15 protein-coding genes are annotated in these 23,171 nt (G+C 62.8%); 2 read left to right on the top strand and 13 right to left on the bottom strand.

What is annotated here, in order from left to right:
• Positions 1-2 precede the first annotated feature (2 nt).
• From J8C01_RS03960 to J8C01_RS03920, 9 genes are all read right to left on the bottom strand, one after another.
• Positions 3-626, bottom strand: coding sequence for an HAD family hydrolase (locus tag J8C01_RS03960; protein ID WP_211432459.1), 624 nt, complete (start codon positions 624-626; stop codon positions 3-5).
• Positions 627-628: 2 nt separating this feature from the next.
• Positions 629-2,524, bottom strand: coding sequence for a glycosyltransferase family 2 protein (locus J8C01_RS03955; protein WP_211432458.1), 1,896 nt, complete (start codon positions 2,522-2,524; stop codon positions 629-631).
• A gap of 36 nt (positions 2,525-2,560) precedes the next feature.
• Complete coding sequence (locus tag J8C01_RS03950) at positions 2,561-5,092, bottom strand: glycosyltransferase (protein ID WP_211432457.1); 2,532 nt, start codon at positions 5,090-5,092, stop codon at positions 2,561-2,563.
• Positions 5,089-5,865: an ABC transporter ATP-binding protein gene (locus tag J8C01_RS03945; protein WP_211432456.1), complete on the bottom strand. Its 777-nt coding sequence runs from the start codon at positions 5,863-5,865 to the stop codon at positions 5,089-5,091. Before J8C01_RS03945 ends, J8C01_RS03950 begins: the two co-directional genes overlap by 4 nt.
• 117 nt (positions 5,866-5,982) lie before the next feature.
• Complete coding sequence (locus J8C01_RS03940; RefSeq protein WP_211432455.1) at positions 5,983-8,517, bottom strand: nitric oxide reductase activation protein NorD; 2,535 nt, start codon at positions 8,515-8,517, stop codon at positions 5,983-5,985.
• A complete protein-coding gene (locus tag J8C01_RS03935) occupies positions 8,517-11,672 on the bottom strand; it encodes an efflux RND transporter permease subunit (protein ID WP_211432454.1) in 3,156 nt (1,051 codons plus the stop codon). Before J8C01_RS03935 ends, J8C01_RS03940 begins: the two co-directional genes overlap by 1 nt.
• A gap of 36 nt (positions 11,673-11,708) precedes the next feature.
• Entirely contained in the window at positions 11,709-12,488 is a 780-nt protein-coding gene (locus J8C01_RS03930; protein WP_014099299.1) for an SDR family NAD(P)-dependent oxidoreductase, read from the bottom strand.
• Between the two features lie 28 nt (positions 12,489-12,516).
• Positions 12,517-13,863 carry an efflux RND transporter periplasmic adaptor subunit gene (locus J8C01_RS03925; protein WP_211432453.1) on the bottom strand — a complete coding sequence of 449 codons (1,347 nt, stop codon included), beginning with the start codon at positions 13,861-13,863 and terminating at the stop codon, positions 12,517-12,519.
• Entirely contained in the window at positions 13,860-14,582 is a 723-nt protein-coding gene (locus tag J8C01_RS03920) for a TetR/AcrR family transcriptional regulator (protein ID WP_211432452.1), read from the bottom strand. The genes J8C01_RS03925 and J8C01_RS03920 overlap by 4 nt, the downstream gene beginning before the upstream one ends.
• Positions 14,583-14,653: 71 nt before the next feature.
• Here J8C01_RS03920 and J8C01_RS03915 point away from each other — a divergent pair, with 71 nt between their 5' ends.
• On the top strand, positions 14,654-15,157 hold the full coding sequence (locus J8C01_RS03915; RefSeq protein WP_014099296.1) for a GNAT family N-acetyltransferase: 504 nt from the start codon (positions 14,654-14,656) through the stop codon (positions 15,155-15,157).
• Between the two features lie 3 nt (positions 15,158-15,160).
• Positions 15,161-15,805, top strand: a complete 645-nt coding sequence (locus J8C01_RS03910) for a histidine phosphatase family protein (RefSeq protein ID WP_211432451.1) — start codon at positions 15,161-15,163, stop codon at positions 15,803-15,805.
• On the opposite strand, the gene J8C01_RS03905 is transcribed toward J8C01_RS03910, so the two are convergent.
• From J8C01_RS03905 to J8C01_RS03890, 4 genes are all read right to left on the bottom strand, one after another.
• Positions 15,789-16,868 carry a hypothetical protein gene (locus tag J8C01_RS03905; RefSeq protein ID WP_211432450.1) on the bottom strand — a complete coding sequence of 360 codons (1,080 nt, stop codon included), beginning with the start codon at positions 16,866-16,868 and terminating at the stop codon, positions 15,789-15,791. The genes J8C01_RS03910 and J8C01_RS03905 overlap by 17 nt on opposite strands.
• A 417-nt stretch (positions 16,869-17,285) precedes the next feature.
• Entirely contained in the window at positions 17,286-18,803 is a 1,518-nt protein-coding gene (locus J8C01_RS03900) for a PH domain-containing protein (protein WP_211432449.1), read from the bottom strand.
• Positions 18,800-19,408 carry a PH domain-containing protein gene (locus J8C01_RS03895; RefSeq protein WP_211432448.1) on the bottom strand — a complete coding sequence of 203 codons (609 nt, stop codon included), beginning with the start codon at positions 19,406-19,408 and terminating at the stop codon, positions 18,800-18,802. The genes J8C01_RS03900 and J8C01_RS03895 overlap by 4 nt, the downstream gene beginning before the upstream one ends.
• Complete coding sequence (locus tag J8C01_RS03890) at positions 19,405-23,103, bottom strand: protein kinase domain-containing protein (RefSeq protein WP_211432447.1); 3,699 nt, start codon at positions 23,101-23,103, stop codon at positions 19,405-19,407. Before J8C01_RS03890 ends, J8C01_RS03895 begins: the two co-directional genes overlap by 4 nt.
• Between the last annotated feature and the right edge of the window lie 68 nt (positions 23,104-23,171).

The raw sequence follows: 23,171 nt of genomic DNA, 5'->3' as shown, positions 1-23,171 counted from the left end.
CGTCACGGGAGTGGGGGTAGTTCAGGAAAAACTGACAACGCCTGGCGCAGCGCCGACACATCGGTAAACCACAACGCAGACAGGCCCACCTGGCGCGCCCCGGTAACATTCGCTTCCACGTCGTCAATGAACAGCGCCTCCTGCGGCGCAACGGCCAACAGTTCCACCACCTGGCAGTAGATTTCCGGCTCCGGCTTGACGAAGCCAATGTCGCTTGAAAAAACCGCCGCATCCACTTCCGGCAGCCAGGGACACAACTCGGCCAGCCGTTGCCGCAAACTGCGCTGCATGTTGGAGAGAATCGCTGTCTGGAAGCCAGCCTGCCGCACCTGCCCGGCCCAGTTCACAAGCGGCAGGTTGGGATATGACCAGCCACGCGCGTCAACATCGGCCAGCCACTGCGCCGTCTTGGCATCGAGCGTCCGTCCGCAAACCTGTGCTACGGCCTGCCAGTAGGCCACATCATCAAGCGTGCCGCGATCATATTCGGGCCGAAACCGCCCATAGGCCGCTTCAAAGGCTTCCCGTGGCGCACCCAAACGTGTTGCCAGAGCTTCCCGGACAGCCGGCGGCTGCGGCTGACAAAGCACCTTGCCGTAATCGAACACCACTGCCCGGAGCGGCATGGCTAGGATGACTCCCGAAAGAAATAGGGCCGGCGTGGACGGGCGGGTGAGGCGTCCAGACGTTCCAGGGTCAGGTTTGGATTGTAGTACGGGTCATCGGCCAGCCGCGCCCCCCACCGCGCCAGCATGTACTCGCACTCCCGTTGAAAGGCGGCGCGCCGCTCCGGGCGCTGGTCGGAACCACGCGAGGCCGACTCCAGATGGTACAGCTCGGCATGCGGCGTCACCAGCACGCGGTAGCCCTGTTCCTGCACCCGCAGGCACAAATCCACGTCGTTGAAGGCTACCGGCAGGTGTTCGGCATCGAGGCCGCCAACGGCTTCAAACACCGTCCGGCGGATGGCCAGACAGGCGGCCGTCACCGCCGAAACGTCACGGGCAACTTCATTCCACAGAAGTTGGACGTTGGAAGGAATGCTGCGCGCCGTCCGTGGTTCGCCCCGGTGCACGTGTCCGGGCAAGCCCCGAATCCCCAGCACGACGCCCACGTGCTGAATCGTGTCGTCCGGGTACAGCAGCCTCGCGCCAACGATGCCAACCTCTGGGCGCATGACGTGCGAAACCATCTCCCGCAGCCAGTCCGCGTGGATGATCTGCACATCGTTGTTGAGCAGCACAAGTACGTCTCCGGTCGCATGATGCGCGGCCAGGTTGTTGATGGCCGAAAAGTTGAATGGTGCGTCATAGCGCATGACGCGCACCCGTGCATCCTGCCGCAGGGTTTCAAACAGCGCCAGCGTTTCAGCTTCGCGGCTGCCGTTGTCCACGAGGACGACTTCAAGATTCGCGTAATCCGTGGCGTTCAGCACTCCGTCAAGTGCCGTACGGGTCAGTTCCGCCTGGTCGCGCGTTCCCATCAGAATGCTGACGCGCGGCAGTGGTGCTGGTAACGGATAACGTACCCGATAGCGTCCGGTCGGCGTCCGGGTCACTTCCGCCCCCGGCGCGACTTGGGCGAGATGTTCGGCCAGCGCCCGCTCTCCGGCCGCCATGGCGTAAGGTTTGGCTTCGTGCCGCCCGGCCGTGGAACCGGCCGTCACCCGCCAGTGGTAGAGCACGTGCGGCAGATGCCGAATTCGTGCCGGATCGGTCTGCGCCGTGATGCGCAGACACAGGTCATAATCCTGCGCGCCGTCCAGCCCCGGACGAAAACCGCCGACGGCGCGCACCTTCGTTGCCCGATAGACGGTCAGATGGGAAAGGTAATGGCAGCCGCGTAACAACTCTGGACTCCAGCCGGGCTTGAAGTGCGGGGCAAAGCGCTGCCCCCGCGCATCGAGCTGGTCCTCATCCGTGTAGATCACGTCGGTTTCGGGCTGTTCATCGAGGGCCACGGCCAGGCAGGCCAGCGCGTGCTCGGCCAGCACGTCGTCGTGGTCGAGAAAGGTGATGAAATCGCCGGTGGCAAGTTCCAAGGCGCTGTTGGAAGCGGCAGCAATGTGGCCGCGTGTCGGACGATAGACGACACGTACGCGGTCATCCGCCCGGGCCGCTTCGGCCAGACACCGGTGTACTTCAGGGCGGGTCGAGGCGTCATCGGCAATGCAAAGCTGCCAGTGCGGATACAGTTGACGGGTGACGGAATCCAGCGCGGCCTGCAACCATCGCGGTTCAGGATCACACACCGGCATGAGGATTGAAAACAGCGGGCGATGGGTCAGCCGGGCAAGACGTTCCCGGATGCGCCGTCGGTCAATGTCGGTCAGGCGGTCGTAGCGCGCCACCCACCTGTGGTACGGGCAACGCGGCGGCGCAGTGTGTGCTTCTTCGGCAAGGCGCATCTGGATGTGCCGCCACACGCCCCCTGCGCCTTCGGTCTGCCAGAGGCGGCGTGCCGTCTGCACAGCCTGCCGAATCCGATGAGGATGGCGACGGTAGTAATCGAGCAGTGACTTCACAGCCTTCCCGTCCGGCGCAGTTCAGGACGTTTCCCTTCAGTGCTTTTCCAGGTGAAAGAGTTGGGCGCGCAGCTCCGCCAGAGCTTCGTTCAGACGGTGAACATCCTCCGTCAACTCCATCACCCGTCCCTGAAGGTGCACATTGAGCTTGTTCTGGTGGAAGATGTAGAACCGGAACAGTCGCGCCAGCAGGCGCTTTGAGAGACGCCCCAGCGTGCCCACTTTGGAATCTTCCACGTATGCCTCACCGGGCAGCGGCAACATCTGCCGCGCCAGTTCGGGCTGCGAGCGCAGCGCCAGTTGCCACCCCTGACCTGATCGATGGCTATTGAGCATGGCCGCCGATGGGCTGGCAACCGGCGGGGTAGCAGGTGCGGCTGGCGCTGTCTCCTGGCGTACGGCCAGGGTGCGCTGGATGACTTTCGCCCGGCGGCACTGCTCAATCTCACGCAGCCGGGCTTCCACCACACGGCCGATGGCGGCTATCGAATGGTATTCCCGCATGTCATGTGCCGCCTGCTCACCGCGCGCGCGGGCCGCTTCCGGGTGCTCATAGACTTCCCGCATCAGCCGCGCCGCATGCTCGATGTTCGGCTCCGCCCAGATGTTCCCAGCGCGATAGACGTGCGTGGTTTCACGAATGACCACCGGCGCGACTTCGACCGGAAAGCTGTTGTCCGGTGTCATGAAGTCCATGTTGCCCGACCAGCCTGTAGCAATGACCGGCTTCCCAAAATACATCGCTTCGGCAATCGTCAGCCCGAAGCCTTCCGAGCGGTGCAGCGAAATGTAGGCATCACAGGCCTGCGTCAGCGCATGCTTGTCTTCCCGCGAGAGATAGCCATTCAGAATACGGATGTTGCTTCCCTGGACGGCCGCCGTGAGCCGGGCAAAAGACTCCGGCGCCAGGTGCTCGTTGATGCACTTGAGCACGAGGCACACTGGCTCGTCGGGGCGAAAGGCGCGCTTGAAGGCTGCCACTGCCGCCAGTGGGTTTTTCCGCTCGAACGTGCTGTTGAAGTCAAAAGAGTAGAGGAAACAAAACTCATCCTCACGCAGCCCGAAATACGACTTGCTGCGCGGCGTCACTGCCCCCGGCTCGACCACGTGGGGAATGGTGTACACCGGCGTTTCAAGGCTTTTTTCCAGGCTGGCGCGGATGAAGTGGCTGGCCGTCCAGATTTCATCAAAGCGGCGCGCACATAGCACCCACTCGGAAGGAAAGTCCGGCAGTTCCCACGCCCACAGACCGATGTTGTACCGATCCTGGAAGAAATCCTCTGTTGTCCGGCTGGCAAACACCTCGACCTGGTCGGCGTTGACACATATAAGATTGATGCCAAAGGGGTTGTCACGTGAAAACTCACCAAATGTGGTATCGAGCTTTCGACTTGGAGCCGTATCGGAAAAGTCATACAGGCTTGTGGCATAGCCCAGCTTCTGAATGACGCGGACATACCCCCGCGCCGCCTCGCCGATGCCCAGTTCGGCCCGAAAGTAACCGGCAATGTTGACACCCATCGGCAGCTCAACCGGCTCAATGCCGGTGATTTCCTGAAAGAAGGAACGCCGCCCACCCGCTGCAAAAGGATCACCAAACTGCCGGCCCTGCCGGAGAGCTTCGGCGTACTGGCGGCGCATGGCCGGCTCGATGGGAAAGCCGTTGTCAAACGTCGCAAAACCATAGGGAATCCGGCGGTAGCGCGCGTGGCCGTTGGCTGCCAGCAGCTTCGTGTAACGCTCAAACAGCGGCGCAACCACCGGGTACTCTTTCAGCGTGTAGCGCGACAGATGCCGGGAGATGACGGTCGGGTGGGACGTATCGTAGCCGCTGAAGTGAAAGAACAGGATCGGCTCACCTTTGGCAAAAAACTCACCGTCCTGCTGCGTGATGTCCCGCTCGCGCAGGTTCCAGTACGCCACGTTGAGACCCGGATGACGCAGCACCTGCACGCCGTCAAACAGCCCCGGCACAAGATCAATCCACTTCTGATCGACAAACAGCCCTTTGCTGACTTCGTTGAAGCAAAAGTCTTCCAGCCGCCGGCTCCACCACGCCAGCATCCGTTCGGTTTCGGCTCCGGCTGCCAGTCCGATGAAGCCCAGGTTGTATGCACCGGCCTGGAGGATGTTGACTTCGGTTGGGATTTTGTCGTCGAGCGGCAGCGGCTCGACCAGATGGGGCGTCAGGACGATGTTGGACTGGTCAAGCGCGTCAAGAACGATGTCCAGCGGCCGCAGCACGAGAATGTCCGGGTCAAGATAGACCACCTTCCGGTAGCCCTGCCTGAAAAGATGGCTGAGGTAAAACGGTTTGACCGCTGTGCACAGCTCAGTGACATCGTATTTGAAAGCCATCGGGCGAAAGCGGGTTTCCGGCAGAAAGTCCGCCGGCCCGTGAAGCTGAAGCGTCACCTCATCTGCCGCCAGGGGCGGCAGTTCGTCGCGGTCCACCACCAAGGCGGCAACATCCGCCTGGGGATGCTGCGCCCGGAGGGAATCAGCCAGCGTTCGGATGCAGGCAAAGTAGTTTTTGGCTGCGATGGTGCAGAAGACAACGGGTTTCATGCAACGGCGTTCATGGCCGGAACGGCCACGGATTCAGAAAAGGCACTGAGGTAAGCTTGTGCCACTTCGGCCGGGTCCCCCAGCGCCCGCACCTGCCCCTGGTCAAGCCACAGCGCGCGCTGGCACCAGGCCGCCAGCGTGGCTGTGTCGTGAGTGACCAGCAGCAGGGTCTTGCCCTTTTCCTGAAACATCCGCATCCGCTCCAGACACTTTTCCGTAAAGGCAATGTCGCCCACGGCCAAGACTTCATCAATGATGAGAATGTCGGGATCGACGTTGACGGCCACTGAAAAGGCCAGCCGCATGCGCATGCCGGTTGAGTACGTCCACACCGGCGCGTCAATGAAATCTTCCAGTTCGGCAAAGGTGACGATGTCATCGAAGCGGGCCCGGATTTCACGTGGCGACAGCCCCAGCACCAGCCCGTTGAGAAAGACGTTCTCGCGGCCCGACATCTGTTCGTGAAAGCCGACGCCCAGGCTCAGCAGGGCCGCCACCCGGCCCCGGACGGCAATGTGCCCTGTGGTCGGCTTGAGGATGCCGCACAGCAGCTTCAGCAGCGTGCTTTTTCCGGCCCCGTTGCGCCCGATGATGCCGAAGGTTTCACCGGCGGCAACCGAAAATGAAACGTCCCTGACGGCTTCTATCCGTTCTGACAGCCGCCGCTCGAACATTTCGCCATTGATAATGGACTCTTTGAGCGTCCGATACCGGCGGGGCTGGTAGCGTTTGAAGGTCTTGCTGAGATGTTCGACGTGAATGGCAACCGTCAACGGGCACCTCCCAGGGCGTCAAGCCGCCGATGATGTGCCGGGTTCACAGAAGTGTCAAGCACCGTTTTGGACTCCTGCCCGCTGCTCAAAAAACCAACCCGCTTCACCCGGCAACACTTACCTGGCCCACCGCCGGTACAGACGAGGCAGGGCTTCGGGCAGGTGCGCGGCCTCGCGGATGCGGGCGTAGCGTCCCCGCCCGAAGAGAATATCCAGCAGGGCTTCGTCCTGCCCGGCTTCCAGCGCCACCCCCAGGGGCTTGACCCCAACGGCCTGCGCTTCGGCTAAGGCCTGCGCCGTATCCGCGACGGCATAGGTCACATCGCCGTAGTCGCTGTCCTGCGGCAGCCCGTCCGTCACCACCAGCAGCAGGCGCGACCGCGCAGCTTCACGCAGCAACAACTGTGTGGCATGGCGTACGGCGGCTCCCAGGCGCGTATTGGCTGCCGGCACCAGTGCCGCCAGGCGGGAGGGCAGACAGTGCGCTGGTTCCACAAACGCCTTGAGCTGAAAACACCGCACGGCCTGGCGTCCCTGACTGTTGAACGCATAGACGGCAAAGCGATCCCCAATCTGGTCAAGCGCCGCGGCCAGACACCGGACACTCTCGATTTCCCCGTCCAGCACCCGCCGTGGCGACGCATCCCGGCTTCCACCGGCCAGGTGTTCACCGGTCGAGCGGGAGACATCCAGCAACAGCAGGGCGGCCACCGAGCGCGTCGTTCGCTGGCGGACGGCATAGACCGCATCCGAAGCCCACGGTTGGGTTCGCCGCTCGACATGACGCTCGATAAGGGCTTCGACGACAAGTTCCTGCCCGTCCGTTGTCGGGCGCACCCAGGCGAGGTCACTTGGCTGCCAGCGTTCAAAGGCTCGCCGCAGACGGCGCACAGCCGCTTCGTCGCGCGGCGGCGACCCAAGTGCCGGCGCCTGGGCGAGGCGGAGCGTCGCTACCCGACACCAGTTCGGACGGTAGTCCCCCAGACGGACATCCCACTCTGGGTAAGGCTGTACCTCCGCTGCCTGCCAGACCACCGGGGTCGGGCCGTTGTGGTCGGTTTCGTCCGGCATGGGCGTCACAACCGGTCGTTCTCCGGCATCCGAAGCGGTGCCTTCCGCCGGCGGTTGTTCCCCTTGCATCGGGATGCTGACCAGGGCCGACGACGACCGCGCCGCCGCTGTAGCTGAAGTGTCAGACGGAGTGTGGCGACCAGACAGGGTTTCTTCGTCCGGGCGGGTATCCGGCTGCCAGCGGCGTTGCGTCGGCGGCGGAAGCAGGCGGTAGATGTCGAGCGTCACCCGGAGGCTGTCGGCCACCGTTGCGCCTTCTGCCAGACAGGGCGACAGGGCCTCGGTCAGCGTGTGGGTCAGGGCAGCGTATTCGGCCTGCACGGCCGGGCCAACCTGTCCCACCAGCGCCAGGCGGAACAGCAGTTCGACGGCCGCGGCCCCAAGCGGTGCACCGGCCAGAGAACGCCGACTGGCCAGCAACGGTTCGGCCAGTGTCTCGGTATCACGCGCCACACCCCGGTAAGCCCGGCGCATACCACGCAGCACACGGGCCATTTCGATGACATCAAACAGCACCGTGGCCATTTCGGCATCAGGAAACAGCGCCAGTGTGGCCCCGACGGTGATGGTTTCCGGGCGCGGCGGCAGGACATACTCCACGGCGCGTTCGCGGATCAGGGCAAAATCCACGTGCGACAGTCCGCCCGCACCCGCGCCCAGATCGGCAAAAAAGGCGCGTGTCGTTTCGTAGGCCGCCCGCAGCGCCGGGCTGTCCGCTACATCTCCGCCAAAGAGCAACCGGCCCGCTCCCTGCGCCGCCAGAAGCTTGTAAAGCACAAAGTTCCGCTCGCGCTCATCGAAGACGGCCACCCGCCGGGGCAAGGCCAGATGACGGGCCGGCCCGTCCACTGTGACCCGGCCTCCGACTTCCACCGTATCGGCGACAGGCGTGGCCGCCACCAACTGAAAATGATGTCCGGTCAGCGCCCGCAGGTAGTGCCGCAGCGTCGGGGCGGCCTCTCCAAGGGGCAACCCCGGCAAACAGGACTCCAGAGTTTCCCGCGCCTGGGTTGTTTCCAGGCGGATGAACGCCGCCAGCCGCGAAGCATCCGCTCCATGGCGCTCCAGACCACAGGATAACCAGGCGTGAAACCGCTCCGGCGTCAGTTCCGGGTGCTGGGCCGCAACGCGCAGCGCTGCCGCCCCCAGCAGCGGCACACTGGCATAGAGCGGCGCGGCGCTCTGAAACAATCCCTGGCAGCGTGGCTCATCCTCACTGAGCGCCAACGCCGACTGACAGGTTTCCCGGACGATGTCCGCCAGGCGCGCCGTGTGCCGGGATGCTGCCGCCCGTTCCAGCAGGTGACAGAGACCCACCACCACGGGTTCTCCGAGCTGGGCCGCCAAAGATGGAAACCGGGTGCTGAACTCAGCCGCCAACTGCGGCGACGACCGTTCCAGAGCGGAACGTGTGCGCTCCAGTGCAGCCATGGCTGCCGCACCAAGAGTGGCTCCAAGCCCGGCCGACGAAACGGCGGAAAGCATGCTGTCAGACGGCGCGGAGTCCGGCGGTTGTCCCGCCGGCGCCGGTGGCACCGTCTGGCGTGGGCGCAGCAGACGTGACCAGGTTCGGAACAACATCACGGGACCTGCTTGCGCGCTGCGGCTGAGACATCCGCCGGGGCATCTTCGGCAGGCACCGGACGCCACAGGTTGCGCAGGGTGCCAAACCGCGCCCGCCACCACGAACCATCCGTCAGATCATCGAAAAGCTCATACAGCACCGGTATGGCGACCAGTGTCAGAAGCAGACACAGCGACTGCCCGCCGATGACGATAATCGCCACGGAACGCAGCGCCGCCGAGCCGGGTGTCTGCGCCACGGCCATGGGAATCAGCCCGGCCACCAGTGCCAGGGTCGTCATCAGAATCGGCCGCAGCCGGTCGCGGCAGCCAGCCACAATCGCAGCGTATCGTTCCTGCCCGGCCGCCCGCAGCACGTTGATGTGGTCAATCTGCAGAATGGAGTTTTTCTTCACCACACCGAACAGCATCAGAATCCCCAGCGCCGAAAAGATGTTGAGCGTCTCGCCGAAGGGAATCAGCGACAGCAGGGCAAAGGGCACCGCCATGGGCAGGCTCAGCAGAATCGTCACCGGATGCAGGAAGCTTTCAAACTGCGCCGCCAAAATCATGTACATAAAGACGAACGACAGGACGAAAGCCATCAGGAAGTTGGCGGCCGCCTTCCCCAGTTCCTTGCTCTGGCCGAGCTTGCTGGCCTGGTACTCCGGACCTAGTCCAAGCTGTTTGGACTTCTCATCCAGCGCCTGCAGGACGCGGTCCAGCGAATAGCCCGGCTGCAGGTTGGCGGAGATCGTCACCTGGCGCTGCCGGTTGTACCGGTCAATCTGCGCCGGCCCAACGCCACTGAAAAACGAAACGAAGTTGGCAATGGGCACATTGCCGAGCTTGGTCGAGGGCACATACGAGCGCAACAGCGTTTCCGGTCCCGTACGGTCTTCCTGGCGCAGTCGGAAACGTACGTCGTAACGGTCGTCGCCTTCGCGGTACGTGCCGACGATTTCCCCAGCCACGAGCGTCCGCAACGCGGAAGCCACTGTGGCCACGTTCACGCCCAGGTTGGCAGCCTTTTCGCGGTCAATGACCGCCCGCAGTTCAGGCTTTCCGACTTCGAGCGTTGTGTCCACGTCCACCACCCCCGGCATGCCTTTCAAAAAGTCCATCAGCCGTTGGGAAGCGTCCGTGAGCTTGGCAATGTCCGGCCCCCGGACGACATACTGCACCGGCGCAGCCGAGTTTCCACCGCCGGTAATGGCCTGCACATACTGCACCGAGATGTGTTTCCCCTGCTGGTCGGCCAGCTTGTCACGGACGATCTGCATCAGGTCAGCCTGGGTCAGCGCGCGCTCCGTCAGCGGCGTCAACTGGACGAAGATGTTGCCCCGGTTGACCCGCCGTTGTTCATCACCGCCAAGCGTGGTCAGGCAGTGGGTGACGTGCGGCGTCGTCTGGACGATGGCTTCGAGGTTGGCCATCTGTTTTTCAGCTTCTTCCAGCGACGTGCCTTCGGGCAGCTTGACGGCGACCTCAAACATCCCCACATCGTCAAAGGGAATGAAGTTTTTGCCAATCACGGAAAAAATGGGGACAACTGACAGCACCGTGAGCACCGAAATGCCGATGATGACCACCGGACGCCGCAGCGACCACTCCAGCAACCACGTGTAGCCCCGCTCCAGCCAGCCATAAAAGCCTGTGGCGCGCGATGACCTGTGCCGTACGCCGTCGGCCTTGGGCGGACGCAGAAAGCGCGAACACAGCATCGGCGTCAGCGTGAAGCTGACAAACATCGAGACCAGAATGGCAAAGGCGCAGGTGAAGCCGAAGGACGACATAAAGCGCCCGACAATGCCACCCATAAACGCCACCGGGACGAAGATGACGACCAGCGAAAGGGTCGTCGCCAGAACGGCAAAACCGATGTCGGCCGTGGCTTCCCTGGCGGCCTCGAAGGCTGACATCCCCTTCTCTTCCATGAAGCGGTAGATGTTTTCGAGCACCACGACGGCATCATCAATGACAATCCCGACGCTGAGCACCAGCGCCAGCATCGTCATGCGGTTGAGCGTGAAGCCCATGGCGTACATCAATCCGTACGTCGCCACGACCGAGGCGGGAATTGCGATGGCGGAAATGACCGTCGAGCGCCAGTTGCGCAGAAACAGCAGGATGACGAGCGCCGCCATGATGGAGCCGAGCAGCAGGTGCTCCTGTACGGCGTCAAAGGAATCCTGAATGAAAATGGACTGGTCCTTGAGGTACTGCACCCGGAAGTCCGCCGGAAGCTGGGGCAGGATTTCCGCCATGCGTTCCTTGACGAGCCGCACGACTTCCAGGGTGTTTGTCCCGGACTGCTTGCGGATTTCCAGAATGACCGCCGGCTTTCCGTCGAGGCGGGCCAGCGAACGGGGTTCTTCCACGCCGTCTTCAACATAGCCGATGTCTTTGACGTAGATCGGCAGTCCGTTGGCGGTTCCAACGATGACGCGGTTGAAGTCTTCGACGCTGGTGACGCGCCCAAGGGTACGCAGCGACAGCTCCCGGCGACCATCTTCTAGCCGCCCGCCGGGAATTTCGACGTTCTGTGCGCGCAGCGCCTGCTTGATGGCTTCGACGCTGAGGTTGTAGGACGCAATCTTCGACGCATCGAGAACAATCTGAATCTCCCGTTTGCGGTCGCCGATGAAGGACACGCGCCCCACGCCGTTGAGCGATTCCAGGTTTTGCTTCACCAGCTTGTCGGCAATTTCGGTGATTTCGCGCGCCGAACGATTGCCGGAAATGGCCAGTGACAGCACGGGTTGGGTGTCGGGGTCGAGCTTTTCGATGACCGGCGCTTTGACATCGGAAGGCAGCTCGCCAAGGATGCGGTTGACCTTGTCGCGGACATCCTGGGCAGCTTCGTCTATGTCGCGCTCCAGCACAAAGACGACGAACACCTGCGACACGCCCTCGGCTGAAACCGAACGCAGTTCATCCACCCCGGCAATGGTGTTGACGGCTTCCTCGATGCGCTTCGTGACCTGGGTTTCGACTTCCTCCGGCGAGGCCCCGTCGAGGCGTGTCGTGATCGTCACCGTCGGGAGGTCAATCTTGGGAAAGAGATCAACACCCAGCTTGAAGTAGGAAAACGCCCCCACGACGATAAGCGCCATGACGAGCATCGTGGCGAAGACGGGACGCTTGATACACAGTTCGGCGAGTTTTTGCATAACGGCAGAGTGCGGGACCAGCCGCCCGCAGCGGCGCTAGGTCGTCAACTTTTTCACGCTGTCGCGGTCGCGGTAACGGGCTTGTGTCTTCGGGTTGCCAAAAATGGCATCGGCAATCGGGGGAATCTTGCCGAGATACATCAACGGGCGGTACCACCACGGCACGACGATTTTGCGCCGGGGCGACCGGATGGCTTTTTCAATGGCGCGGGCGACGATGTCCGGCCCCGGCATGGCATAGCGCAGTCCGGCGGTCATCTCGGTGCGAATGAATCCCGGCGCGACGAGTACGACGTGCAGCCCGCGGCCTTTGACTTCCCGCCGCAGGGCATCGTTGAAGCCACGCACGGCGAATTTCGATGCGGTGTACATCCCCACCGTGGCGACTTCCCCGGCCACCGAGCCGATGTTGACGATGACGCCACCGGGCGGCAGGTGTGGCAGCGCGTACTTGGCACACAGCGCACAGCCCAGAACGTTGACTTCAAGCACCTGCCGGAGCAGTTCATCGCGGGTGTCACACAGGTTGAGACCGCCGCCGGTGCCGGCGTTGTTGACAAGCACTTCCAGCTTTCCGAACGTGGCAATGGTTTCCTGCATAAGGCGGCGTACGTCGTGGCTTTGGGTCACGTCGCCAACGACCACGAGCGCCTGCCCGCCCTGTTCCCGGATGGCCGCGGCCAGCTCCTGGAGTCGGGCTTCACGCCGGGCAAAGAGGACAACTTTGGCGCCCTGTGCGGCAAGATGCCGGGCCGTGGCTGCGCCAATGCCGCTCGATGCGCCGGTAATGACGATGACCCGATCCTTGATGTTCATAGGAAGTGGCTCCACGCTGCTGGAAGCGTCAGGAAACTCTGACCGGCGTGCCGTCAGTGAGGCGGTCAAGGGCCGTGGTGATGACCTGTTCGCCCGGCTTGAGACCTTCGGTGATTTCGACCGATTCGCCATCGCGTTTGCCCAGGCGTACCTTGCGTTCCACGGCCTTGCCGTCCACAGCCACGAAGACTTTTTCGACGCCGGCCACACTGACCACGGCCAGGGACGGGATGAACACCGCCGGGACATCACTGGCGATGTCCACATACACCCGCGCAAACATGCCCGGTTTGAGCAGCCCCTGCGGATTGGGAGCCACGGCTTCGACCATCAGCAGCCGCGCCTGCTGGTTGAGGACGGGGCTGATACGTGCCACGCGCGCCGGAAAATCGCGTCCCGGATAGGCATCGGTCGTAAAGCGCACTGGCATATTGGGCTTGACGTAGGACACACCGACTTCGGCGACATTGGCCTGCAACCGGATGGGATCGAGCCGGACAATGGTCACGATGTCCCGGTTGCCGCCCTGTTCGTTGATGAAGTCGCCACGTGACTTGTGGCGGACGCTGACGAACCCGCTGATGGGGGCGCGAACGGCGGAGTCTTCAAGTTTTTTTCTGGCCAGCCGCACTTCGGCCTGGCGCTGTTCGACCATGCCGATGCGCATGACGGCTTCATCGCGGGCCGCCTGGTAACGGGCTTCGGCCGCGCGGTAGTTGGCTTCGACAGTATCCCACCGCTGCCGGGGGACATCCCCCGATTCGACGAGGCGCTGGGTTCGTTCCATCTGGGCGCGGGCGTCATCGAGCGCGGCTTTGGCCTGGCGCACCGTGGGGACGGCTTCGATGTCTATGGGGTCACGCCGTCCGGCTTCGCCGAGCATGGCGCGGGCCTGCGCCAGGGCAGCTTCAGCCTGCTGGAGCTTGAGTTCGTATTCCCTGGGGGAAATGCGAGCAATGACCTGTCCGGCCTTGACCGGGCTGCCGACATCCACGGTGAGTTCGGCGATTTCGCCGCCGACCTGACCGGCGACGACCACCTGCTCATCAGGCACGAGCGAACCGACGGTTTCGATGGACTTTCTGATGAGCCGTTCGACGGCCGGAGTCGTTCGGACTTCGAGCACTGGCGGCGGTGCAGCATTGTCAGCGGCGGCGCTGACTGTTTCTTTCTTATGTGAGCAGCCGCTCAGCAGGCTGACCAGCAGCAGCACCAGCACCCCTTGGAAGTGCGGGCTTCCGCCTCCCTGGGAAGGCGGGCGTCCACCCTCCTGGGAGCGCGGGCGTCCCGCCCGCCAAACATGCCGGGCTTCCACCTCCTGAGAAGGCGGGCGTCCCGCCCGCCAGACATGACTCCAACAAAGCAGCTTCTTCATGACGGTACAACGGTTTCGCCGGCAGGATGAACCCGGGCCCCGGCTGCCGGCCGCCGGATGCCCTCAAAGAAAATGCTGCTGTAGGCGCGTGCGAGCGCTTCGGGCGATCCGGTCACGGTCTGATCGCCGTGAAGCTGCTCGAACATGGTTTGCAGAAAGGGCATGGCAAAGAGGGAACGCGCCGCCACGTGGGGATTGACTTCCCTGAACGCGCCTTCACGGATGCGGGTTTCAATGTAATCGGCGAGGAAGTCAAAAATGTCGCGCACATAGAGCCGGAAGAACATATCGGAAAGTTCGTGGCCTTCGAGGGCGCTGAAAAACAGCAACCGCTGGAAGGAATAATCGGCGCGGTGCCGCTCGATGACGTGCCGCATGATGGTTTCAAAGAAGTTCTGGTCATCGCGCCGGGCGGCCAGCTCACGCATGCGCTCCCAGAAACTCCGGGCGTCGGCGTCCTTCATCTTCTGGTCGAGAATGGCAGCATAGAGGTCCTGCTTGGTCGCAAAGTGCCGAAAAATGATGGCCTCACTCACACCGGCACGCGCGGCAATTTCTTTGGTTGTGACGCCATTGAAGCCCTTTTCGGAAAACTGCTGCATGGCGATGCGGACAATCTGCCGCCGGCGGTCTTCACCCGACATGCGACGGGACGTGGTTGCCGGGCGGGCAGTTGTTGGTGGGGCGCTGGTCATGGCGGCCAAGGTATGTTTGCTCACAAAGTTAGTATTCACTTACTCACCAGAGACTATACTGGCGTCCCATCCGCCGACAAGCTAGTTTTCCACCTATGACGGCGGAAACCTCTTCTTCTGCGCCCGCACTGATCTGGCGGGCGGCGCACTTTACGGAACTGACGGTGGATGAGCTGTACGCCCTGCTTCAGGCGCGGGCAGCGGTATTTGTCGTTGAACAGCAGTGCATCTATCAGGACATTGACGGCATTGACCGCCAGGCGCACCACATCCTGGGCTGGCGACAGACGGCGACGGAACGCGAGCTGGTAGCCTACTGTCGGCTTGTCGCGCCGGGCGTCAAGTATGCCGAGCCATCCATCGGGCGGGTGATCACAACAGCGGCCGGACGTGGACAGGGGTTTGGCAAGGCGCTCATGCAGCAGGCGCTGGCCCTGCACGAGGCGCTATATCCTGGTCGGGGCAACCGGATTTCGGCCCAGCAGTATCTGGAACGTTTTTACCGGGCTTTTGGCTACCGGACGGTTTCCGCACCCTACGATGAGGACGGCTTGCCGCACGTTGAGATGCTCCGTGAGGGCAGCCCGCAAGCAACCTGACCGATGTCACTTGAAACACCGGTGACGACCCTGCTTCTGATTCGGCACGGGGAAACGCTGGACGGCCCGGCCCCCCGCTGCCATGGCTGGACGGACCTGCCGCTCTCGGATACGGGCCGGACGCAGATTGAGCGGCTGCGCGAGTACCTGCGCGCCTACCTGCGCGATGGGCAACCGGCGGCGATATACAGCAGCGACCTTCAGCGTTCGCGCCAGACAGCGGACATTCTGACCGAAGGGCAGAACCTGCGCCCAACGGCCGTGCACGCCCTGCGCGAAATCAACTTTGGCGACCTCGAAGGTTGCCTGGTGGATGAGCTGCCGGAACGTTTCCCGGCAACGGTTGCCGCGTGGCGGAGCAACCCGGCAACCTGCCGGTTTCCCAACGGGGAGAGTTTTCAGGAAGTCAAACAGCGGGTTTTGCCAACCGTCGAGCGGCTAGTGAGTGTGCATGCCGGAGCGACCATTGCGATGGCACTGCACTCCGGCGTCAACCGCATCATTCTGGGTTGGGCGCTTGGTCTGCCGGATGAGTATCTCGTCCGACTCGAACAGGACCACGGCTGTCTCAACGTCATTACCTTTGGGCCGCTGCATCCGCGGCTGCGGCTGCACAATTTCGTCCCGGTGCTCACTGGCTCACACTGAAGGCAAACTTCTCCAACTGCTCAAGGCGGTCCTTGTTCCGCAAAACCAGATTTCCCTCTGCATCAAGGGCGACGACGTAGGGTTGGGCGGCTGGCATGGGCTTCTGAAAGATAACCTTTCCATTGGCATCAGTCACAGCAACGAAGCCTCTGAAGATTTTTCCCTTTCGGCCTTCAAGAAGACCAATCCAGCGGGTTGTGCCGTCTTCCAGATTTACGGTATCAGTTATGATAAGTTTGACAACCGCCGGATACTTTTCAAAAGGCAGGGGTGAAATTTCCAGAAGCCTTTGCTTGTCGAAGTCATAAAGCTTTCCAGAGGTATTGGAAACAAAGTTGACTCTGCCCCGGTTTCGTACAAACAGGCCTTCGAGAGTCTCGTGAGTCGGGATGTCTTTGACAACCGTGGCAATGGTTTTTCCATCCCGCCCGATGTTTCTGATCTCGGCAGTCTGTGCCATGCCGAACCTGCTGGCCAGTGACTTCTCTACCCCAAAGACCCACAGACTTCCATCCTGGTCAGCCATAATGTACCCTCCGAGAAAGTCATGAAGAGGGACAATGGATTCCAGCACCCCATCCGCTGTGTAATGCGCAATCCAGTTCTCAAAAACCTTGAACTTGCCAAGAAGCAGATAGACATCTCCCTGACTCGTGACATCTGCATCAACCACCATGTATTCAGAAAGCTGGCCCCCCATGAGGTCTTTAACGTGGCCACTTCCCTGTGAAATCTTTTTCAGACCACTGGTACCAACACTCCCGTTCAGAACTGCTCCCAAAACATACAGATTGTTCCGACCATCGAGCTTTATTTTCCTGATGGTATCGAAATCCAGGGAGGCTGTATTGCCCAGCACACCAATCTTCCTGATGTCTTCCAGACAGGCTACCTTCAGAAAAGCTTCCCGCTCCCGGTGTAACTCTTCATAGGTCAAGGTGGAGGCCGATGCCTCGGCCGGATGAGAACTCCAAAGGTCAGGCCGGGTCAGCGCGAAGACACCCAAAACCACACCGGGAACAACAAAGGAAAGACAGACAGACTTCAGGGTGAAACGGAACATGGCTATCTTCTCCTTACATGTTTTGGGACCTCAAGGATGAAGCGGTGGATACGCATCGCAGTCACCACAATCAATCACACGCAATGATGTGGCATCACAGTAGCAATTCCACCTGAAGCAACCGGGCAGGCAGATTCGTACGTAGCATTGACAGTTGTGGCAAAGCTGGAGGACCTCAAAGTACCAGAATTCAGGCGATCCCGTCTCGCCTTTGATGCATGCCCTTTGTGCCAGGGACGGCGATGGCAGGAGCATTGCCCAGGTAAGGGCAAGCAGCAGGGCAGACAGCAGCGCACGTTTGGATGGCATTGGGGGTTGCCTCCTGTACTTCATAAGGGTTTATTGCATGAGAGCAAAAAAAACACCTTGTCAAGCACAAAGCGTCCACACGGCAACAATCACAACAAAAGGGGAAGGTCAGAAACCTACTGCCTTGCGACCTGATGTGTCTTCAACCTGCCGCGCCACCTGCCGCCCCAGCGCGCAGGCTTCGGCAACCGGGAGGTCCCGGATGATGACCGGCGTCTGCCCTGCTGTGTCGAGAATGAGCGTTGCCAGCCCCAACCGCAGATCGAAAGGGGTCTGCGCCACGACCACCGCCTGGATGTTGTTGACCGGAACGGCATACACGGCGTGGCCGGCCCACCCCTGCCGCACAAACCAGTAGCGTGCACCGGGAAGATAGGCGCGGGCGCGATAGTCCAGCCAGCTCACCAGCCCGATGACCGGCAAGCCCACCAGCAGCGGCCACAGTCCATACGGCCATGACCACCACCACAGCGCCGCGGCCGTCAGCGCCACCAGCCACACCGAACGCCGCAGGATGCCGCGCCGAACCGCCAGCGGCGACACCTTGCGCCACGCACCCGGCGCCATGACGCAACCGGGCATAAACCGGGACAGCAGGGCTTCGGCTGCCGCCGGGCGGATCAGCGGCACCAGCACCCCCCGCCCCTGTTGCTCTTCCTGGCGCTCATAAGCCACACCGGCGACATCCACCCGCAGCGATGCCCAGCCAAACAGCCGCCGCAGCGGGGTTTGCTCAATGGCCAGCAACTGAATCCGCGCCGGTGACAGACTGCTGATGTGACGGGTCAGCAGCCCGTATGTACGCCGCAGGGCCGTCCCCTGTTCGGTTAGCCGAAAGTCGTAAAAACGCACTACGGTCATGACGCCCGAAGCTGCCACGCTCAACAGCATGAGCAATGCCACTGACAGGAAGACCGTTGTCAGCATCATGGTCGTACTCTGGCCGCCAAGTGCGCGAACCGCCGCTTCGATCCCCCGGAGCAAAGCCTGCCGTCCGGCGTCCGGCAGCCATTCTTCGGCAAACCGGAGCAGCGCGCCGAGAATGACAAACAGCGTGAAAATGCCGTTTGAGGTCAGCCCGGCAATGAGCAGTTCCGGCCACCCCAGCCTCACCAGCGGCACTTCCGCAATGGCCGGCGCTTCGGCTGGCAGGGCTCCGGCTTGCGGTACGCCCTCGCTCCGGTGCTCGAACACACACCGGCGCAAACGGGCAATGTCATCAACGGAGAGCAGGGCCAGTGAGGCTTCAACGCCGCCGCCGGTTGAAGTTTCGATGTCGGCCCGGGCAACCCCCAACTGGCGCTGGATGAGGTTCTGTTCGAGGCGGATTTCCTGAATGTTGGCAAGGGGAATGTGCCGCTCCTGACGGCGCAGGATGCCTTGCTCGACGACCAGCTCGCCCTGCTCCACCCGGTAGCGGAAGGTCCAGTAACGGGCAACAACCAGCAACAGGTTGGGAATGCCAAACGTCAGCACCAGCAACGTGCCAAAGACACTGAAGCCGGAAAAGACCCAGTAGAGCAGCGGAATCAACATCTGGCGCGCCACGGCAAACAGGCCGAACACGAGCGTCCAGGGATGAAGTCGCCCGGCCAAAGGCAGCCGGTAGGCGGCTTCGGCGTTCACAGTGTGGCGTCTCCGTTGGTCGTTTCCGGGGCATCAGGTGGCGTCACGGAAGCAGGCAGCGGCCGGTGGTGAAGCTGTCCGATGAGCTGGTCGCGCAGGGCAGCGGCTTTGCCGGCAGCCAGGCCCGGCAGGGGCGTACTCGACTCGTGCATGCCGGCGGTGTGGAAGACAAGGGTTGCCAGTCCGTACGACCGCTCAAAAAGTCCCTGCCGCAGGTCAATATGCTGGATGCGCGACAGCGGTATCAGACGGCTCTCCCGAAACCACACCCCATGCCGGACTTCAATGACGCGGTCAGTGATGCGGTAGGCGGAGTAGCGATAGGCCAGCGGCGGATACCAGATGGTCTGAACCACCGCCACAACCAGTGCCAGCACCCAGGCCGCCAGCAACGCCCAGAACCACAGTCCCAAAGACAGCACGATGCTGCCCACCGTGATGATGACGAACGTCACGGACAGCAGGATGGCCCACTCGATACCCCCATTGAGCCGCCACAGAGCAATGACTTCCGGCTCCAGCGCCGAGAAAGCCTCCGGTGTTGTCTGTGGAGCTTCCCCGGCTACTGACGCTGCTATGACCGTCTCCGGTGTCCATTCCGTCATTGTGGCTGACCTGTCGTGTCGGCGGTGTCCTCACCCTCTGCCGGGGCAGTCACCGACCCCGGCGCCTCGGTCGGCGTCGCCTCCGGCTGCAACACCGGCGACGTGGCAGCCGCCAACGTCGGTGCCTCATCGGACACCACCCTCCCACCTACCATCTCCCGCATCGTGTCCGACAACGCGGCTGACCGTCCCAAGGGCGCGGACTGGACTGTATCTGCCCCGCCCGCCACCTTGTCGGCCAGACGTTCCAACTCCACCGCCGCCTCCGCCGCCGTCGGACGCTCCCCAGCATCCTTCGCCAGCAGCCGCAGCATATACCCGCTCACCTCCTCGTCCAGCCCCGCCACCAACACCCCAGGACGCTCCGGCACTTCATGCACGTGCGCCAGCAACACCCGTATCCCACTCTCCCCACGCCCCCCAAACGGCAACACCCCACACACCATCTCGTACAGCATCACCCCAACCGCATACACATCCGCCCGCCCGTCATACTCACCCCCTACCACCCGCTCCGGCGCAACATACGCTGGCGTCCCCACCACCGCCCCCGTCCCCGTCAATGTCTCCAATCCTCCCACGCCTCCACGCTCCAGCACCGTCGCTATCCCAAAATCCACCACCTTCACCACCTCCTCCCCGCTCGACCAGTCCACATACACGTTCTCCGGCTTCACATCCCGATGCACCACTCCCACCGCGTGTGCCGCCGCCAACCCACGACACACCGCCCCGCACACCCGCAACGCCCGCTCCACCCCCATCCCACCACCACGCATTTCCTCCCGCACCGCATACCCCTCCAGCAACTCCATCACCAGATACGCCATCCCCTCCCCAGACACCCCGGCATCCACCACCTCCACCACGTGCCGATCCCGTATCTGCGCCGCCAGCAACCCCTCCCGCCGAAACCGCTCCAAAGCCTCCGCACTGTCATTCCCAGCCACCGGCTTGAACACCTTCACCGCCACCCCGCGCTGCAACCCAAGATGCTCCCCCACAAACACCACCCCGTACCCGCCTGCCCCAAGCTTCCGCCCCAACCGGTACTTCCCGTCCAGCACCGTCCCCGGCAACGCCTCCGCCAATGCCGAAAATATCCGGTCGGCACGCCGCTGGCTCGCCTCCAGCGCCGCCACCTTCTCGTCCAGCGCCGCGTTCTTCCGCTCCACTTCGGTCTTGGCCGCCGCCAGCGCCTGATTCTGCGCCTCCACCTCCGCCTTGGCGGCGGCCAGCGCCGCCGTCCGCTCGGCCACCTTCGCTTCCAGTTCCGCGTTCCGCCGCTCCAGCGCCCGCAGCCGCCACCGCACCCCGGCATAGACCACTCCGAACCCGCAGCCCACGTACCCCACCCACGCCCACCACGTCAGCCACCACGGCGTGGCAATCCGAAAACGTATCCGGGTGGGCTGGCTCTCGCGTCCGTATCCGTCACGTACCCAGGCGGTGAAGACGTACTCGCCGGGCCGGAGATTGGTGAAGGTGCGCTGGGACTCGGAACCCCAGTCAGTTGGCTGTTCATCGAAGCCTTCAAGATGGGTTCGGTAGCGCAGGCGCGAGACGGCGATAAACGTCGGGGCTGAGATTTCAAAAACCAGACTGCGCACACGAGCGGGCAGCGTCAGCCCGTCGGCAAAGGTTTGGGGATTGGCGTCGGCAGTTGCTGCCTGAAGCATCGGCGGTTGGGGTGGTAATGCCAGCGCCTCGGCTGCCGGATTGAACACCGTCACGCCGTTGGGTGTTCCACCCCAGATGCGCCCCAGCGGATCCACCATCGAAGCGCCGCCGTTGAACTCTCCGCTGGGCAAACCGTCTTCGGTGTCAAAGGTTTCGATGGTGAAGTTGCCATTTCCCCGGTAGGTCAGTCGCGCCACGCCCTTGTTGGTCAGCGCATAGGCACGCCGTTGCGCATCGAAGCGCACCTGATAGACCGTGTCGTTGGGAAAGCCGGGCGTCGTCGTCTCTGACCACACCTGAAAGTGAAGTGGCGTACCATCGAGTTCTGCCGTAACGAGGCCGCCGCCCTCCGTCCCGGCAAACAGAAACTGCCGTCCGTCGGGAAAGTCCATGACCTGGACGGTCATGACTGTGTTGTTGGGCAGCACCGGCACCTGCCACACCTGCCATTGCCCGTTGACCAGCCGCGCCAGTCCGCCGTTTTCCATTCCCACCCAGAGACTTTTTTCGCCGGCGGGCGACACACTTTCACAAACGGCGTGCAGGTTGTCGGTCGGCAGACCGCTGGCGGTGTCGAAAACCGTCCACCGCTCCGCCTCGAAGCGCAGCAGACCGGCGCCGGCCGTGACAATCCATAGACCGTCATCCGATTCGAGAAAGCCGCGCACACTTGCCCGTTCGAGTTTGGGCACGGCACGCACCGGCGCGACACGCCCCCCGGCCGGCCGGCGGAACAGTCCGGCCTGCGTTCCAATCCACAGGGAACGCCCGGTCTGCGCCGCAAAGGTTTCATGCACACTGAACACCGTATTGGTCGAAAGGCCGTCGGCCACGGTGAGCTGCTGCCAGCGCCCATCCACATAACCAACCAGTCCGTTGCCGCGTGTCCCGAACCAGTAGTTTGTTCCACCATCGGGACGCCGCACGGCACACATCCCATAGACACTCGCACCGGCGAGGGTGGGGATGTTGTCGAGTGTGGCCCAGCCGGTGAATGAAACCTGGAGCAGGCCGCCATCCGTGCCGACCCACAGCCCGACGTGCTGCCCCGGAGTGGCGGACGGCAGGGCGAGCAGGCTCCAGACACTGACGTTGGGCAGGCCATACGCCGCATCGAACGCCTGTACGGCCTGAAGGTCAGGCGGATTGTCCGGGAGAAGGTACAGCAAGCCGTCACCATCCGTTCCAACCCACAGGCGGCGTGCCCCCTGGGGCGGCGTCGTTTCGGTCAGTGTCGTGATGCGGCTGCGGATCGGCAGCGGCCAGCGCCGCCAGGTACGGTTTTCCCAACGCCAGAGCTGCCCCTCGCTGCCCCCCACCCAGAGCGCCCCTGTCCCGTCCACGTAACCTGCCGAGACACTTCCGGTTGGGCCGGCGGTTATGGTTTCCCAGGTGCGCCCGTCATGCCGAACCAGTCCCTTCGGTGTGCCAACCCACACGCTGCCGTCGGGAGTTTTGGCCAGGCAGAGCACCCTCTCGCCGGAAAGCGGACCCGGCAGGACTTCGATGCGCCGTGTCGCTGCCCGCCAGACGGCCAGCCCGCGTTCCGTGCCAATCCAGAGTTCACCTTCCGTCCGCTCCAGCAGACAATTGACCCGACCGGCCGGAAGCCCGGTGGTTTCATCCGTGTTTTCCCAGGTGGCATCGGGCAGGCGGCAGGCGAGTCCGCCATCCTGGCGTCCGAACCACACGCGCCCGTCACTGGTGGACAGACACACCCGCAGGAAATTCGACCGCTGGCGGTTGGGCATGGCAAAGGTTTTCCAGGTGCGTCCGTCGAACCGGGCGGCACCATCCTGGGTCGCCACCCAGAGATACCCTTCCCGGTCAGTCGCCAGGCTCATGGCGGAAACCTGGGGTAGTCCGTCTTTCCCGGTGAAGAGGCGCGTCAACGGACGTACCGGCGGGCTGTCCGAAACAGCCGTCACGGGATGGGATTCAGCCCTTACCCCCTCGGCAAACCCGGCCAGCACGCACCACAGACCGAGTAGCCAAATCCGGTGCAGCCGTGGCATGGTTGTGCGGGAACATACACTTTGCAGCCACAGCACAGCATCACCTGACGAAAGGTACATCTCCAACC

It is taken from the genome of Chloracidobacterium sp. D (genome assembly GCF_018304685.1).
Classification (GTDB): Bacteria; Acidobacteriota; Blastocatellia; order Chloracidobacteriales; family Chloracidobacteriaceae; genus Chloracidobacterium; species Chloracidobacterium thermophilum.
This window is presented reverse-complemented; position numbering and strand designations above follow the sequence as displayed.